Source organism: Amycolatopsis australiensis, from assembly GCF_900119165.1.
In the GTDB taxonomy this organism is placed as follows: domain Bacteria; phylum Actinomycetota; class Actinomycetes; order Mycobacteriales; family Pseudonocardiaceae; genus Amycolatopsis; species Amycolatopsis australiensis.
Window position 1 is genome coordinate 1,388,660 of record NZ_FPJG01000006.1, and the last position, 15,097, is coordinate 1,403,756.

Here is a 15,097-nt window from a genome sequence, read left to right on the forward strand (position 1 = left end):
TGGTGTCGATCACGTCGATCGGGGTGTGCTCGCGGTACTCACCGCGGTTGAGTAGTGCTACGGATCCGCGAGTGGCCCCTTGTGGGTGACTATGTCCGGTATGACCACCGAAGCAGATGTGCTCCTCCGGCTCGCCGGTGAGATCGACGACCTGGGGCGTCGTCTCGCCCTGGTGGGCAGCGAACTGCGGACTGTCCGGCCCGCGCAGCCGCAGCCGGCCCAGCAGCATCAGGCCGCGCAGCAGCCGCAGCCAGCTCCGCAGCCGCAGACCGCGCAGCAGCCGCCAGCGGCGCAGCAGCACCCGCAGGCAGCCGCGCAGGCACAGCAGGACCCGCAGCAGCCGCAGCCAGCCGCGCGGGCACAGCAGGCCGCGCGGGCACAGCAGGACCAGCAACAGCCGCAACAGCAGGCCCAGCAGCAGCCGCAACAGCAGGCCCAGCAGCAGCCGCAGCAGCAGGCCCAGCAGCACCCGCAACCACCGCAAGCCGCGCAGCCGTGGCCTTCGCAGCCGTGGCCGCAGCCCTACCCCTGGCCGCCGCGGCAGCAGTACGTCCCGCCGGCGCCCCGCCCCACGCTCGGCGAAAAGCTCGGCAAGGAAGGCGCCGGCAGCCGGGTCCTGGCCTGGGTCGGCGGGGGCGTGACGCTGCTCGGCGTCGTCCTGCTGCTCGTGCTGGCCGTCCAGCGGGGGTGGCTCGGGCCGCTGCCGCGGGTGCTCGTCGGCGCCGCCTTCGGGCTCGCGCTGACCGGCGCCGGGATGTGGCTGCACCGCAAGCCCGCCGGCCGCACCGGTGCCTTCGCACTCGCCGCCACCGGCATCGCGACCCTCTACCTCGACGCCGTCGCCGCGACGACGCTGTACGCGTTCCTGCCGGTGCTCGCCGGGCTCGCGGTGGGCCTCGCCGTCGCCGTCGGCGGGTTGCTCGTGGCCGTGCGGTGGGAGTCGTCGCTGCTGGCCGCCGCCGTCGTCGTCGGCTGTGCCGTCTGCGCGCCGATGATCACCCGCGGGTTCACCCCCGAACTGGTCGCCTTCCTGCTGATGGTCCAGCTCGCGACGACGCCGGTGCGGCTGCGCCGCGACTGGTCGTCCCTGACGCTCGCGGCCGGCATCCCGCCGCTGTTCGCCGCCGTGATCAGCACCGCGGTGGGGCACGGCGGCTGGGCGAACACCGGTGCCGCGCTCGGGACCGGCTTCGTCGGCGTCACGCTCTCGCTGATCGTGTTGCGACGCCACGAGAACGACCCTGCCGCGCTGTCCCTGCTGGCGACGGCCATCGTCCCGACACTGGTCGCGGCGTTGTTCCTGCCCAAGGGCCAGGCGGTGCCGGTCGCGGCGGGCGCCGGGGTCGTGCTGCTGGCCGTGTGGGCGGCCCGCCGCTGGTGGCCGGGGCTCGCCGGGCTGCTGGCCGGGGTCGCCGGCCTGCTGGCGATCCTGCAGGCCACGGTCACCCAGTTCGACGGCCCGGCCCGCGCCGCGGTCCTGCTCGGCGAGGCACTGCTGCTCGTCGTGGCCGCGGTGGGCGGGCGCAACCGGTTCGCGCTGAGTGCCGCGCTCGGGTTCGCCGCGATCGGCGGAGTGGCCGCCGTGTTCTCCGACGTCACGCCCGCCCTGCTGGCGGTGTACCGGGCCCGGCCGTCCGGCGAGGTCGCCGGCGCGCTCGCCGTCTCCGTGCTGCTGCTCGCGGTGTCGGTCGCGCTGCCGTGGGCGGCGGCTCGCCTGGGGATCTTCCGCGGAGCGGCCGACGACCTGCCGGTGTGGCTGCTCGCCGGCGCTTCGGCGCTGTACGGCGCCGCCGGGGTCGTCCTGTGCGGGTCACTGCTGGCCGTCCCCGGCCGAACCGGGTTCCTCGTCGGCCACGCGCTGATCACGGTGTCGTGGACGGTCGCGGCGCTGGTCCTGCTGCTGCGGGGCATCGAGGTCGTCGGGCTGCGGGTGACCGGGCTGGTGCTGGTCGGGGCCGCGGTGCTCAAGCTGGTGCTGTTCGACCTGGCGGCGCTGGACGGGCTGGCCCGCGTCGGCGCGTTCCTCGGTGCCGGCTTGGTGCTGCTGGCGGCCGGGACGCGCTACGCACGGCGGGTCGCCTCGCGCTGACGCGGGAAGATTTGTCGGTGCCCTGTGGTTACCTGGGTCACAGAAGACCGATGATGATCAGGGGGCACCGACATGGCAGTACCGAAACTCGCCGACCGCGCCGCGGAGCCGATCGGCTGGCTGACCACCGTCACGCCGAAGGGGCGGCCCGCACCGCGGCCCGTGTGGTTCGTCCTCGACGGCGAAGACATCGTGGTGTTCAGCCGGCCCGGCACCGCGAAGCTGCGGCACATCGAAGCGAACCCCGAGGTGAGCTTCCACCTCAACAGCAATGAGCACGGCGGCGCGATCCTCGTGGTCAACGGATCGGCGCACGTCGAGGAGGGGACGGCCGCCGAGGCGCCCGGCTACCTCGACAAGTACGGCCCGCGCTACGCGGGGATCGGCTTCGACTCGCCGGAGGCCTTCGATGCCGCGTACTCCGTCCGCATCCGCGTGGTGCCCGAGAAGTCCTGGGGGTTCTGAGGTCAGTCCACAGGGGACAGTTCGATCCGCATGACCACGCGTCGCGGGGTGGGGTGGGCGACTTCGGCGAACCCGGCGTCGGCGAACACCTGCCGGGCGCCGACGTGCAGCTCGCCCCAGGTGATCTCCTTGCCCGGCTCGGTGATCATCGGGTACGCCTCGAGCGCGCGGGCGCCGCGCTCGCGGGCGAAGCCGATCGTGGCGCGCGCGAGCGGGTAGGTGAGGCCGCGGCCGCGGTAGCCCTTGCGCACGGCGAAGCACGTCACCGCCCAGACGCCGTCGTCGTCCTTGTCCTCGGCGCGGCCGGTCCACGGGACGCGCGAGCCGCGCAGCTTGGGGTAGGCGGTCCGCGGCTCCACGGCGACCCAGCCGACCGGCTCGCCGTCGACGTACGCCACGAGCCCGCTCGTGGTGGCCGCGCCGGGGTTGCCGCAGGCGGTCTGGGCCCGCAGGCTCGCGGTCCGCTCCTCCTGCGTGGAGTCGCGCCAGATCCAGCCGGCGACCTTGAACCGCTGGCACTGGCAGCGGCCGGGGTAGTCGGCGGTCCCGAAGACGGCGGCGATGTCCTCCCACGACGCCTCGTTGGCGGGGACGACGCTGACGTGCTCGTCGGTCATGCCCGCACCCTAGGCCCTGTTCCGGGTCCGCGACCGTCGTTTTCCACCCGGTGCGGCCGTGGGAGTCCACGTATCGTTTTCCTGTGCACGAACACACCGGCGAGACCCGCAACGAGAAGCTGCAGCGCAACGTCGGCGAGCTGCTGCAGGAGCTGCGCGTCGCCCAGGCGGGCGTGCAGATCCTCTTCGGGTTCCTGCTCTCGGTCGTGTTCACCGACCGCTTCCACGACGCGAGCGGGTTCGAAAAGTCGCTCCACCTGTCGGCGGTGACCCTCGCGGTGGCGGCGACGGCGTTGCTGACCGCGCCCGCGGCGTGGCACCGGCTGCTGTTCCGCACCGGCAGCCGCGAGCGGATCCTGACCGTCGGCAACCGGCTCGTGCTGGTCGGCCTGGTCTGCCTGGCCCTGGCCATCACCTCGACAGTCGCGCTGATCGCCAAGGTCGTCTACGGCCAGATCGCGATGATCGTCATGGCTGTGCTGTGCCTGCTGATCTTCGGCGGCCTCTGGTTCGCCATGCCGCTGCGGCTGAACCCGGCGAACGGCGCTCAGCCGACCGGGCCGCCCAAGTAGAGCGTGTCTTCCTGGACGAAGCAGAGCGGGTTGCCGGACGGGTCGTCGGCGTAGAAGGAGCGTTCGCCCCAGAACTGGGTCTCGATCGCGTCGTCGATCCAGCGCGGCCCGGCGGCACGCACCCGCCGGTAGGTCTCGTCGACGTCGTCGACCGCCAGGTAGACGATCCGCGGGTCCTTCCGCGGGCGCGGCTCGGGGTCCGGCGGCTGGACGCAGGCGAGCACGACGCCACCGCAGGTGAAGTAGTGCCGGTTGAGCGCGATCCGCTCGCCGGCGTCGCCGAGCACCCGGCCGTAGAACGCGACCGCCGCCTCGATGTCGTCGACGGGCTGGATCAGCCGGAACACCCGCGGGCCGCTCATGCGCGAACAGTACCGCTGTTCATCCGGTGTTCGGCAGCAGTTGCCGGGGCGGTCGGGCGGCGCCCGTAGCTTCCCGCGCGTGACTGACACTTCTCGCCGGACCTTCCTCCTCGGCGCCCCGGCCGTCGCCGCGGCGGCGACCCTGCCGGGCGTCCTCGGCGCGCCGGCCGCCGAAGCGACCGGCCGCCACCGCCCCGATCCCGAAGATCCGCGGTTCACGCTCGTGGTCATGCCGGACACGCAGTACCTGTTCGACGAGGACCGCGGCGACGCGGCCCCGCTGGACGCGTCGCTGCGCTACGTCCTCGACGAGGCGGATGACAACGTTGTCTTCCTCGCTCACCTCGGAGATCTCACGCAGAACGGCCGCGCGGACGAGTTCGCCCGCATCAGCCGGTCGTTCCAGGCCCTCGACCGCCGCCGGTTCCCGTACAGCACCCTGGCGGGCAACCACGACATCGACGGCTCGAAAGACGACCAGCGCGGCCCGTCGCCCTACCTCGACGCCTTCGGCCCGCAGCGGCAGCGGAACTCGCCGACGTTCCGGGGCGCGTCGAAGGACGGCTACAACACCTACCACGTGTTCCGCGGCGGCGGCCGGGAGTGGCTGCTGCTCGCCCTCGACTGGCGGCCGTCGGCGGGTGGCCTGAACTGGGCCAAGCAGGTCCTCGCCCAGCACCCGGCGCTGCCGGCGATCCTCACCATCCACGAGCTGGTCTGGGCCGACGACGACCACCAGGCCCAGTTCTCGACGTTCGGCGAGCACGTCTGGCAGGAGCTCGTCCAGGGCAACGACCAGATCTTCCTCACGCTCAACGGCCACTACTGGCCGACCGGGCGCACCGTACGGAAGAACGCCGCCGGGCACGACGTGCACGTCCACATCGCCAACTACCAGGACCGCTACTACGGCGGCAGCGCGATGATCCGGCTCTACCAGTTCGACCTGGCACGCGGCGTGATCGACGTCCGGACGTTCTCGCCGTGGCTCGCCGCGCAGGACCACCTGTCCGAGATGCAGCGGGTCGAGGTCGAGCGCAGCGGCACGGCCGACTACTTCAGCCTCGAGATCGACTTCGCCGAGCGGTTCAAGGGCTTCTCGCCCGTACCGGTGCCGCCTGCTCGTCCGGCGCGGCAACTGCTGGTGCCTGGAACGGTTGCCTACTGGCGTTTCGAGGGCGGGCAGGACGGCAAGCCGGTGCCGGACGACGTCGTCGTGCGTGACCAGACCGGCCGCGGCAACGACCTCACGCGCGTCACCGCGCCGGGCAGCGGCCCGGACGCGCTGAAGTTCTCCGCGGAGTTCTCGCCGCGGCAGCCGTCGCGGGCGAGCCTGCGGTTCGACGGTGGCCGGGACCCGAGCCGTGGCGCGTACCTGCGTACGGTCGATTCGGCGCCGATGAACCGGCTGAAGTTCGAGCGCGGGTACACCGTCGAGGCGTTCTTCTGGCTGCCGTCGAACTTCAAGGACGGCCACCACGGCTGGTGCGGGTTGTTCGCCCGGCAGGGCAGCGGCGCGGCCGCCGGGAAGACCGGCGACGACCCGAAGGAATCAGCCGCCACGCTGTCCCTTTCGGACGGTGGTGAGCTGCAGTGGGCGGTGTTCCCGCTGAACCAGGACCGGATCTCGACGAACTGGGGCCACGAGCTGCCGGTCGAAAAGTGGTGGCACGTCGCCGTGGTGAACGACGGGCGGCGGACGGTCGTCTACGTCGACGGCTGCCCGGTGGTGCGGAACCCGGCCACGCCGGCGGTCGGGCTGGCCGATCCGGGTGGTCCGTGGCTGGTCGGGGCGTCGTCGTACGACGGGAAGGTCGACCGGAGCTTCGCGGGGTTGCTGGGTGACGTGCGGGTGGTGGACCGGCCGCTGGATCCGCGCGAATTCATGCTGGGCTGAGGGCCTTGACAGCGGGTGGACAATAAAAATTCGGCGCGCTCTCCGAAATAGTGAAGAGAACCGCCGAATGTTCCATAAGTCTAACCGCTGTGAGGGGAACTTGTCAAATCAGGGGTACGACGAGGAATTGCGGGACGAACGGGCCTACGTCGCCGCGCTGTACGAGCGGCTCGACCGCGAGCGCGCGGTGGCGCAGGCCCGCTACCACGGTGCACTCGGGCAAACCGGGCTGACACCGGGAGAGCGGGAGACCGACGTAAGCTGCCGGTCGCGGGAGGCGGCCCGGCTGGACGTCGCCGACAACGGGCTTTGTTTCGGCCGCCTGGACGCCGTTTCGGGGGAAACCAGCTACATCGGGCGGATCGGCCTGTTCGACGCGGAAAACGACTACGAACCGTTCCTGCTGGATTGGCGGGCGCCGGCGGCGCGGCCGTTCTACGTCGCCACCGCGGCGCGGCCGGAAAACGTCCGCCGGCGCCGTCAGTTCCACACGATGGGGCGCCGGGTCGTCGATTTCACCGACGAAGTCCTCGGCCGGCCGTCGGCGGGCGACCGGGGAGACGCGGCGCTGCTGGCGGCCGTGAACGCGCCGCGTGGCGAAGGCATGCGGGACATCGTCGCGACGATCCAGGCCGAGCAGGACGAGATCATCCGCCTCGGCCACGCGGGCGTCCTGGTGGTCGAGGGCGGACCCGGCACCGGCAAGACCGCCGTCGCGTTGCACCGCGTGGCGTACCTGCTCTACACCCAGCGCGAGCGGATGTCGCGCAGCGGCGTACTGGTGGTCGGGCCCAGCCCGGTGTTCCTCGACCACATCGGCCGCGTGCTGCCGTCGCTGGGCGAGTCGGACGTCGTCTTCATGACGCCCGGCGACCTCGTTCCGGGCTTGCGCGTCACCGCCGAGGACGCGCCGGAGGTGGCCAGGGTCAAGGGATCGCTGAAGATCCTCGACGTGCTGAAGGCCGCGGTCGCCGACCGGCAGCAGGTTCCCGGCGAACCGGTGCCCGTCGAGCTGGCCGACGTCACCGTCGCGCTCGACGCCGACGTCGCGAGCGAAGCGCGACGCGCGGCGCGCGAATCCGGGCTGCCGCACAACGAGGCCCGCCCGGTGTTCCGCGAGCACGTCATGGCGATCCTCGCCGGACGAGCCGTGACGAAGATCGGTGCGGGCTGGCTGACCCCGGAGGACCGCGGCGCGTGGGCCGACCTTCGCGCCGACGTCCTCGACGAGCTGGCGGAACACGAAGCGCTCGCCGCGGTGCTCGGCGGGTTGTGGCCGGAGCTGACGCCGGAGACGTTGCTGGCTCCGCTGTACATGTCGCCGCGCCGGCTCGAAACCGCCGGGGCCGACCCGGCGCTGTTCCGCGCGGACGGCGCGGCCTGGACGGTGTCCGACGTACCGTTGCTCGACGAGCTGGCCGGACTGCTGGGCCGGGACGTCTCCGCCGAGCGTGCCGCCGACCGCCGGCAGGCGGAGGAAGAGGCCGAATACGCCGCCGGCGTCATGGACGTCCTGAAACTGGATCGCGAAGAACTCGACGAGGACGTGCTGCTGGTCGCCGAGAACCTGCTCGACGCCGTGGAGCTGGCCGAACGGTTCGTCGAGCGCGACACACGCGACCTCGCCGAACGCGCGGCGGCCGACCGGGACTGGACGTACGGGCACGTCGTCGTCGACGAGGCACAGGAACTGTCCGAAATGGACTGGCGGGTGCTGATGCGGCGGTGCCCGAGCCGGTCGTTCACGATCGTCGGCGACCTCGCCCAGCGGCGCAACGCGGCCGGGGCGACGGCGTGGGGGCCGATGCTGGCGCCGTACGTCGCCGACCGGTGGGTGTACCGGCAGCTGAGCGTGAACTACCGCACGCCGGCGGAGATCATGGCCGTCGCCGGTGCGCTGCTCGGGCGGTTCGCGCCGGACGTCCGGCCGCCGGAGTCGGTGCGCGCGAGCGGGGCCCGGCCGTGGGCGCGGCGAGTTGCGGACGGCGAATTGCACGAGGCCGTCGCCGAGTTCGTCCGCGACGAGGCCGGCCGGGAAGGCACGAGCGTCGTCATCGGGCCGCCCGGCGTGCCCGGCGCGGTGCCGCCGTCGGCGACCAAGGGCCTGGAGTTCGACGCGGTCCTCGTCGTCGAGCCGGAGCGGATCCTGGCCGGCGGCGCGCGCGGAGCGGCCGAGCTCTACGTCGCGCTCACCCGCGCGACGCAGCGCCTCGGCGTGCTGCACCGTGATCCGCTCCCGGCGGAGCTGTCCGGGCTCGCCGAAGCGGGCGTCCCGGCGCGGGCCGGGCACCGGCGGTTCCTGTAGCGCCTCGTGAGTGAGAAACAGGGTTAGAACACTGTTTCTCACTCACGACCGCTACGCCGTGAGCCGGCCCCAGGCGTAGTTCTGCTTGGCCAGCTTCAGGTACACGAACAGCTCGGTCCCGGAGACCCCGTCGATCTTGCGGACCTCGTCGCCCAGCACCTCGAGCATGTGGTCGTCGTCCCGGCAGACGAGCTCGGCCAGCAGGTCGTAGCGCCCCGCGCACAACACGACGTAGTGCACGTTCGGCAGCTCGGACAGCCGGTCGGCGACCTCGCGCGGATCGGCGCCGTCGACGTTGATCCCGACCATCGCCTGTCTGGTCAGGTCGACGTTGGCCGGGTCGGTCACCGCGACGATCTGCATGAGGTCGTCGCGCAGCAGGCGCTGCACGCGCTGGCGGACGGCTCCTTCCGAGAGCCCGACCGCCTTCGCGAGCGCGGTGAACGACGCGCGGCCGTCCTGCTGCAGCAGGCCGATCAACGCTCTGTCCGTGTTGTCCAGTCCGCGCGCTCGTGAATCGTCACCCATGCCGTCCCTCCCTGTGTTTCGGCATGTGATTTGTCAAGTGCGCAGCGTATCGAGACCTGCCGAGAAAGCGAGACCCCAGCGTCAGCTTCACGCGATCCGGCGCGAGGATCGTGATTTGCCGAGGAATCGGTGGCTGTGGAGGAAATTCACGAGTCATTCCGAGGCCGGTTCAGCCGACGTCGCGGCGGCGCAGGTCCTCCTCGGTCTCGCGGCGCACCAGCAGCGTGGCCACGCCGTGGCGGACGCCGACCAGCGGGGGCCGCCCGACCTGGTTGTAGTTCGAGGCCAGCGAGTGGTGGTACGCGCCGGTGCACGGCACGGCCAGCAGGTCACCCGCGTGCAGGTCGGCGGGCAGGCAGAGGCCGTCGGCGAGGACGTCGCCGGCTTCGCAGTGCCGTCCGACGACCGTCATCGGCGTGCGCTTCGCCGTGGAGCGGCGCCCGACGAGCCGGGTCGTGTAGCGGGCGCCGTAGAGCGACGGCCGCGCGTTGTCGCTCATGCCGCCGTCGACCGCGACGAACGTGCGGGTGCCGCGCTTGACCGCGCACACGCGGTACACCGTGATCCCGGCCGGGCCGACGATCGCCCGGCCCGGCTCGATCGTCAGGCGCGGCAGCGGAAAGCCGTGCGCGGCGCACTCGTAGGCCAGCGCGACGCGCAGCCGTCGCGAGTAGCCGCCGAGGTCGAACGCGGGCTCGCCGCCGACGTACGGCACCGCGTGCCCGCCGCCGAGGTCCAGCTCTCGCAGCGTGACGCCGTGGGTGCCGCGGATGCGGACGAGCACGTCGGCCATCCGCCGCGCGGCCGCTTCGTACCGGTCGACGCGCGAGACCTGCGAGCCGATGTGGCAGTGCAAGCCGACGAGCCGCAACCCGGGTTGCGCTCGCACGGCTTCTACTGCGGCGTCGACGTTGTCGGGTACGCCGTCGAGGAGCGAGAAGCCGAACTTCTGGCCTTCGGTGCCGGTGCTGATGGCCGTGTGCGCGCCCGCCGCGACACCCGGCGTCACGCGGATCATGACCTGCTGCGCGCCGTGGGCGAGCGCGCCCAGCTGCTCGATCTCGTCGAGCGAGTCGACCACGATCCGCCGGACGCCGTAGGACAACGCGGCCTTCAGGTCTTCAGGCGTCTTCGCGTTGCCGTGCAGCAGCATGCGCTCGGCAGGAAAGCCGACAGAACGTGCGACGGCGATTTCACCGGCGGAGCACGTGTCGAGCGACAACCTCTCTTCGGCGACCCAACGCAGGACAGCGCGCGTACACAACGCCTTGCTCGCGTACGCGACTTCGACGTCCGGCAGCGCAAGGCGGTACTCACGCGCGGTGTCGCGTACTTGCTGCTCGTCGATGAAGTACGACGGCGTGCCGAAGCGGGCAGCCAGGTGACTGAGGCGCGCGCCGGCGAAGAGCAGTTCGCCGTCTTCGCCGAGTCGGGTGCTTCGCGGCCAGACTCCGGGTTCGAGGTGATCGGCGGCTTCGCAGCCCAAGCTGGGAAGAAGCTCGCTGAGTGTCACGGGTGCCTCCGGGCATCACGGCGGATCGGACCTCGCCAGAACACCGCCGCGCCGGCCGGGGTGGATCACCCGTGAACGCCGATCTGACGGTGTTTCCCCGCTCGCTGACGCCTCCTTAACGCGCGAGTAACTTCGGCCACACCTCGGCTGACCTGCGCAAAGCTGAATTTCCGGCGCGGCCGCCGTCACACCGGGCATGGTTACCGACACGATGGACGAGACCGAGTTCGCCGAACTGACCGAGCGCCACCGGCGGGAGCTGCGGGTGCACTGCTACCGGTTCCTGGGGTCGCTCGACGAAGCCGAGGACCTGGTGCAGGAGACGTTCCTGCGTGCGTGGCGCGGGCGTGACCAGTACGCCGGGCGCGCGAGCGTGCGCGCCTGGCTGTACCGGATCGCCACGAACGCGTGTCTCGACTTCCTCGACCGGACGCCGCGTGTCGTCCCTTCGGTGGACCTCCCGGTGGCGGTCGACTCGCACCTGGCGCCCCGCCCCGCGGCCGCGGTGCCGTGGCTGCAACCGGCGCCGGACGACCTGCTCGAGGACGCGATCTCGCGGGAGACGGTCGAGCTGACGTTCCTCGCGGCCGTCCAGTACCTCTCGCCGCGGCAACGCGCTGTATTGATCCTTCGCGACGTCGTCGGCTGGTCGGCGAAGGAGACCGCAATCGCATTGGAGACAACTCCGGCTTCGGTGAACAGCTCGCTGCAGCGGGCGCGGGCAGAGTTGAAGGAGCAGCTGCCTTCGCGGCGTACGGAGTGGCGCGTCGCTTCGAGCGGCGAAGAGCGCGCGGTCGTCTCGCGGTACATCTCGGCGATCACGGCGGCGGACGAGACGACGCTGGCGAAGGTGCTCCGCGACGACGTCCGTTGCAGCCACCAGCCAGGCGCCGGCGGCCACGACGGGCCCCACCCGACCTGGTACGGCGGCCGCGCGACGGTCCTCGAAGGCTGGGCACCGGTGCTGCGCGGGCCGATGGAGCTGAGCATGATCCCGACCCGCGCGAACGGCGTCCCGGCCGTGGCGACGTACCTCCGTCACGACGGCCGGTTCCACGCGTTCGCCCTCAACGTCCTGCGGGTGGCCGACGGCCAGGTGGCCGAGGTGACGACGTTCGCCCCGGCGGTGTTCCCGGCGTTCGGTCTGCCGCCGGTGCCGCCGGAGGCCGAGTAACCGGCGGCGGACGGGGTTGCCCTCACGACACTGCGGCACCAGCTCGAAGCGACGACGGCCGCCGCGCTCGCCGAGCGCGATGCCGCCCTGGGTGAGGCCGACGAGCACCGCCGGCGCGGCGAGGCAGGGCTGCGCCGCCCGGCGGACGCGTGACCGGCCTGTCGGTGGGGTGTGCGCCGCGGTGAAGCGTGCCCGGCCTGCCGCAAGCAGCCGGATGCAGGCGCCGTCTGCCGCTGGTACCTCGCCCGAACGGCCCGCGATCAGGCCGTCTTGTGGTCCGCCGCCGTGCCGCACACGCAGCCGCGGTCCTCCGTCCGGCCGGCCGCCGTCGCCGCGCAGTAGCGGCGGGCGATCGCGTCGTGGGTGCCCAGCGGGTGCGGGCAGCTCGGGCATCGCGTGCCCGAGCGGGGCACCTCCGGGGCCTCAAGCCTCGGGGCCGTCATGCCGTCACCTCCGGCCTGCGCAGGGGTGTGCTCACCGCGTGGAGGTGCTGCAGCACGTAGCCGTACGAGCGGGCCCAGCCGCACTCGGCGTACGCGATGCCGCGCCCGGCGCAGAACTCCCGGACGATCACCTGCGCGTGCTTGAGGTTCGGCCGGGCCATGCTCGGGAACAAGTGGTGCTCGATCTGGTAGTTCAGCCCGCCGAGGGCGAAGTCGGCGACGCGGCCGCCGCGGATGTTGCGCGACGTCAGTACCTGCTTGCGCAGGAAGTCCAGCTCGTGCCCGGTCGCGAGCATCTCCATGCCCTTGTGGTTGGGCGCGAACGAGCAGCCCATGTACAGGCCCCACAGGAACTGGTGCACCAGGATGAAGATGATGCCCGTCAGCGGCGACAGCACGATGAACACCGCCGCGAGGTACGCGAGCAGGTGCGCGATCAGCAGCGCGGACTCCAGCCGGTGCTTGCGGACGTCGCGGCGCCACACCGCTTTCACGCTCGAGACGTGCAGGTTCAGGCCTTCCAGCAGGAGCAGCGGGAAGAACAGGAACGCCTGGTACTTCGCCACCCAGCGCAGGAATCCGCGCTTGCGCGAGCTCTGCGCCCTGCTGAACGCGAGCGCGGCGATGTCGACGTCCGGGTCCTCGTCCTCGTTGTTCGGATTGGCGTGGTGACGCGCGTGCGTGCCGATCCACCAGCCGTAGCTCAGGCCCGTCAGTCCACCGTGGACGAGCCCGGTGGCGTCGTTCGCCCGGCGGGTGCGGAAGATCTGCTTGTGCCCGGCGTCGTGCCCGATGAACGACAGCTGCGCGAACACCATGGCGAAGAACGCGGCGAGGAACAGCTGCCACCACGAGTCGCCCAGGTAGGCGAAGGCGGCCCAGCCGCCGCCGAACGCCGCGAGGTTGAGCGCGATGCGCATCGCGTAGTAACGCCGGCGCCGCCGGAGGAGCCCGGCGTCCTTGATCAACCGGGACAGCTCGGCGAAGTCACTGCCGTGCGAGGTTTCCGGAGCCTGAAGCGAAGTCATGTCCGCCGTTCTGGTCAGCTGAAATGCTTGTCCAGCAACGGTTTCCGGTCAACGTGAGCCGGGCCGATCCGGGATAAGGGCACTGGGGCCTGGCCGGGGGTGCGTCCCGCGGCATGCCCTCAGGGTCCCACCCGGCGGCCCCGGTGGCAATTCCCCGCGGACCGCCGAAGAGGTGTACAGTCGGCCACATCGGGATGAAGGTGATCCACCACACACCCGTGACTTCCGGCCGGAGCACGCCGGCCGGGGACAGGAGCCGAACCCGGGTCCGGGACCCGTTCGTTTCGCAGCCGTGCCGGCCGGTTGGCCGGCGAGCAGCCGCCCGCAGTCGCGCAGAGCGACGCCCGGGGCGCCCACCAGGGCTGCTACAACGAGGTTTCCGCGGGGCAGGCTTCTGTCGAGTGGCTCGTCGGCGAGCCGGGGTACGGCGTCACCGCGCCCCGGCCGCCGGCGAACCGCCCGCTACATGAGCCCCCATGTCGAGACCAGTCCGGACAGCTGCTCGCGTTCGGCCGCCGTCAGCAGCCGGCTCGGCGGGCGGACGTCGGGACGGCACAGGCCCAGCTGGGCGAGCGCCTCCTTGACGACGCTGACGTTGTTGGCGTTCCCGTTCGCCGCGCGCAGCTCTTCGAACGGCCGGATGCGCTCCCAGACCGTCATCGCCGCCGGGTAGTCCCCTGTGGACAGTGCGCGGAACATCTCCAGGGAGATCGCCGGGTCCACGTTGACCAGGCCCGACGTGAAGCCGGTGGCGCCGACGGCGAAGTAGCCGGGCGCGGAGAGCTCGGCCAGCCCGGCGATCCAGACGAACCGGTCGAAGCCCGCGTCGCGCGCGACCGAACCGAACCGCACCGGGTCCGGCACCGCGTACTTCACGCCGATGACGTTCGGCGCCGCCTCGCCCAGCGCGCGCAGCTGCTCGCCGGTGATCGCGGGGTTGCGGACGTACAGCACGACGCCGAGTTCGGGCACCGCGTCCGCGATCGCGGCGTGGTAGTCGACCCAGCCGTCCCCGGAGATGTACGGATGCACCAGCTGGTGGATCATGATCATGCCGGCTCCGGCGTCCCGCGCGTGCGTCGCGGCCCGCGTCGCCGACGCGACGTCGTGGCCGATCCCGGCGAGCACCTCGGCCCGGCCCGCCACGGCTTCGACGGTGACCTCCAGGCAGTGCCGGGCTTCCGCCGCGTCCAGCGCGTAGAACTCGCCGGTGTTCCCGTTCGGCGTCACGACCTCGATGCCGCCGGTGACCAGCCGGTCCACGAGCTTCGCGTACGTCTGCCCGTCGACGGCGCCCTCGGCGTCGAACGGCGTGACCGGGATGGCCACCACCCCGGAAAGCCGCCGCCTCTGCTGCTCGAACGTCATCGGGCCCCCTTCGTTTCTGTGGTGTGTTCGCCGCCGAGCCCGAACGCGACCCGGTCGATGAAATCCGTGATGTGCCGGCGCAGCAGGTGTTCGGCCTGCCGCGCGTTCCCGCTTTCGGCGGCGGTCAGGATCGCCCGGTGCTCGGCCGCTTCGCCCTGCCAGGTCGGGCTGATGCCCCAGCCGGTGACGGTGATCAGCGCGGCCTGGTCGCGTAGCCCGTCGAGGATCTCGACGAGCAGCGGGTTCCCGCAGCCGGCGTAGAGCGCGCGGTGGAACAGCCGGTTGGTCAGGCTGGCCTTCGCGCGGTCGGCGGGTCCCGTGCCGGTGCCGACCTCGGCCAGGACCTGCCGCGCTTCGCTGAAGTCCGCTCCGCGCTCGACAGCACGTCGGATGGCTTCGGGCTCGAGAAGCGCGCGCAGGTCGTACACCGCGTACGCGCTCTCGGTGTCCATGATCCGGACCGCGGCGCCCTTGTACGTGCTCATCGTGACCAAACCGGAACCGGCGAGGATCCGCAGTGCCTCCCGCACCGGCGTCTTCGACACCCCGAGCAGGGCGCCCACCTCGGCTTCGACGAGGGTTTCGCCCGGCTGGAACTCGCCGCTCAAGATCGCTTCCTTGATGGCGTCACGGACGAAATCCGTCCGCGAGACGGGCGGCGGCGGCCTCCTGGCCGAAGAAGTGCTCGCCACTGGCATGTCCGATCTGATATACGATGCGACATACAACATTAGCA

Annotated in this window: 14 protein-coding genes; 6 read left to right on the plus strand and 8 right to left on the minus strand. The window is 71.8% G+C overall.

The window, feature by feature from the left end; translation table 11 throughout:
* Positions 1-100 precede the first annotated feature (100 nt).
* A complete protein-coding gene (locus tag BT341_RS07880; protein WP_245804907.1) occupies positions 101-2,089 on the plus strand; it encodes a DUF2339 domain-containing protein in 1,989 nt (662 codons plus the stop codon).
* Positions 2,090-2,161: 72 nt separating this feature from the next.
* Positions 2,162-2,554 (plus strand): TIGR03667 family PPOX class F420-dependent oxidoreductase, encoded by a 393-nt coding sequence (locus BT341_RS07885; protein WP_072475651.1) that lies wholly within the window; start codon positions 2,162-2,164, stop codon positions 2,552-2,554.
* Between the two features lie 2 nt (positions 2,555-2,556).
* On the opposite strand, the gene BT341_RS07890 is transcribed toward BT341_RS07885, so the two are convergent.
* Complete coding sequence (locus tag BT341_RS07890; RefSeq protein ID WP_072475652.1) at positions 2,557-3,171, minus strand: GNAT family N-acetyltransferase; 615 nt, start codon at positions 3,169-3,171, stop codon at positions 2,557-2,559.
* An 83-nt stretch (positions 3,172-3,254) separates the two neighbouring features.
* Between BT341_RS07890 and BT341_RS07895 the strand changes: the two genes are divergently transcribed.
* Positions 3,255-3,743: a DUF6328 family protein gene (locus BT341_RS07895; protein WP_072475653.1), complete on the plus strand. Its 489-nt coding sequence runs from the start codon at positions 3,255-3,257 to the stop codon at positions 3,741-3,743.
* On the opposite strand, the gene BT341_RS07900 is transcribed toward BT341_RS07895, so the two are convergent.
* Positions 3,719-4,105 carry a VOC family protein gene (locus BT341_RS07900; protein ID WP_072475654.1) on the minus strand — a complete coding sequence of 129 codons (387 nt, stop codon included), beginning with the start codon at positions 4,103-4,105 and terminating at the stop codon, positions 3,719-3,721. The two genes, BT341_RS07895 and BT341_RS07900, sit on opposite strands and share 25 nt — an antisense overlap.
* 79 nt (positions 4,106-4,184) lie before the next feature.
* On the opposite strand from BT341_RS07900, the gene BT341_RS07905 reads away from it, so the two are divergent.
* Together BT341_RS07905 and helR are read left to right on the plus strand one after the other, a co-directional pair.
* Positions 4,185-6,002, plus strand: coding sequence for a LamG-like jellyroll fold domain-containing protein (locus BT341_RS07905; RefSeq protein ID WP_072475655.1), 1,818 nt, complete (start codon positions 4,185-4,187; stop codon positions 6,000-6,002).
* A 100-nt stretch (positions 6,003-6,102) separates the two neighbouring features.
* The gene (helR, locus tag BT341_RS07910) at positions 6,103-8,307 is read left to right on the plus strand and encodes an RNA polymerase recycling motor ATPase HelR (RefSeq protein WP_143168503.1); all 2,205 of its coding nucleotides are present in this window, start codon (positions 6,103-6,105) and stop codon (positions 8,305-8,307) included.
* Positions 8,308-8,358: 51 nt separating this feature from the next.
* Here the strand turns inward: helR and BT341_RS07915 are convergent, their stop codons facing one another.
* Entirely contained in the window at positions 8,359-8,835 is a 477-nt protein-coding gene (locus tag BT341_RS07915) for an Lrp/AsnC family transcriptional regulator (RefSeq protein WP_072475657.1), read from the minus strand.
* Positions 8,836-9,004: 169 nt separating this feature from the next.
* Positions 9,005-10,348: a diaminopimelate decarboxylase gene (lysA, locus tag BT341_RS07920; RefSeq protein WP_072475658.1), complete on the minus strand. Its 1,344-nt coding sequence runs from the start codon at positions 10,346-10,348 to the stop codon at positions 9,005-9,007.
* A gap of 196 nt (positions 10,349-10,544) precedes the next feature.
* On the opposite strand from lysA, the gene BT341_RS07925 reads away from it, so the two are divergent.
* Complete coding sequence (locus tag BT341_RS07925) at positions 10,545-11,522, plus strand: RNA polymerase subunit sigma-70 (protein WP_281255974.1); 978 nt, start codon at positions 10,545-10,547, stop codon at positions 11,520-11,522.
* Positions 11,523-11,782: 260 nt separating this feature from the next.
* Here BT341_RS07925 and BT341_RS07930 read toward each other — a convergent pair whose 3' ends face one another.
* From BT341_RS07930 to BT341_RS07945, 4 genes are all read right to left on the minus strand, one after another.
* On the minus strand, positions 11,783-11,965 hold the full coding sequence (locus BT341_RS07930; RefSeq protein WP_072475659.1) for an RGCVC family protein: 183 nt from the start codon (positions 11,963-11,965) through the stop codon (positions 11,783-11,785).
* Positions 11,962-12,993, minus strand: a complete 1,032-nt coding sequence (locus tag BT341_RS07935; protein ID WP_072475660.1) for a fatty acid desaturase family protein — start codon at positions 12,991-12,993, stop codon at positions 11,962-11,964. Before BT341_RS07935 ends, BT341_RS07930 begins: the two co-directional genes overlap by 4 nt.
* A 462-nt stretch (positions 12,994-13,455) precedes the next feature.
* A complete protein-coding gene (locus BT341_RS07940; RefSeq protein WP_072475661.1) occupies positions 13,456-14,361 on the minus strand; it encodes a dihydrodipicolinate synthase family protein in 906 nt (301 codons plus the stop codon).
* Positions 14,358-15,053 (minus strand): GntR family transcriptional regulator, encoded by a 696-nt coding sequence (locus BT341_RS07945; RefSeq protein ID WP_084742793.1) that lies wholly within the window; start codon positions 15,051-15,053, stop codon positions 14,358-14,360. The genes BT341_RS07940 and BT341_RS07945 overlap by 4 nt, the downstream gene beginning before the upstream one ends.
* Between the last annotated feature and the right edge of the window lie 44 nt (positions 15,054-15,097).

Excerpts from the sequence above, each read along its gene's own strand:
- BT341_RS07940 (WP_072475661.1), bottom strand. The coding sequence starts at position 14,361 with ATGACGTTCGAGCAGCAGAGGCGGCGGCTTTCCGGGGTGGTGGCCATC.
- BT341_RS07935 (WP_072475660.1), bottom strand. The coding sequence starts at position 12,993 with ATGACTTCGCTTCAGGCTCCGGAAACCTCGCACGGCAGTGACTTCGCC.
- BT341_RS07925 (WP_281255974.1), top strand. The coding sequence starts at position 10,545 with ATGGTTACCGACACGATGGACGAGACCGAGTTCGCCGAACTGACCGAG.
- BT341_RS07915 (WP_072475657.1), bottom strand. The coding sequence starts at position 8,835 with ATGGGTGACGATTCACGAGCGCGCGGACTGGACAACACGGACAGAGCG.
- BT341_RS07900 (WP_072475654.1), bottom strand. The coding sequence starts at position 4,105 with ATGAGCGGCCCGCGGGTGTTCCGGCTGATCCAGCCCGTCGACGACATC.
- BT341_RS07890 (WP_072475652.1), bottom strand. The coding sequence starts at position 3,171 with ATGACCGACGAGCACGTCAGCGTCGTCCCCGCCAACGAGGCGTCGTGG.
- BT341_RS07880 (WP_245804907.1), top strand. The coding sequence starts at position 101 with ATGACCACCGAAGCAGATGTGCTCCTCCGGCTCGCCGGTGAGATCGAC.
- BT341_RS07930 (WP_072475659.1), bottom strand. The coding sequence starts at position 11,965 with ATGACGGCCCCGAGGCTTGAGGCCCCGGAGGTGCCCCGCTCGGGCACG.
- BT341_RS07885 (WP_072475651.1), top strand. The coding sequence starts at position 2,162 with ATGGCAGTACCGAAACTCGCCGACCGCGCCGCGGAGCCGATCGGCTGG.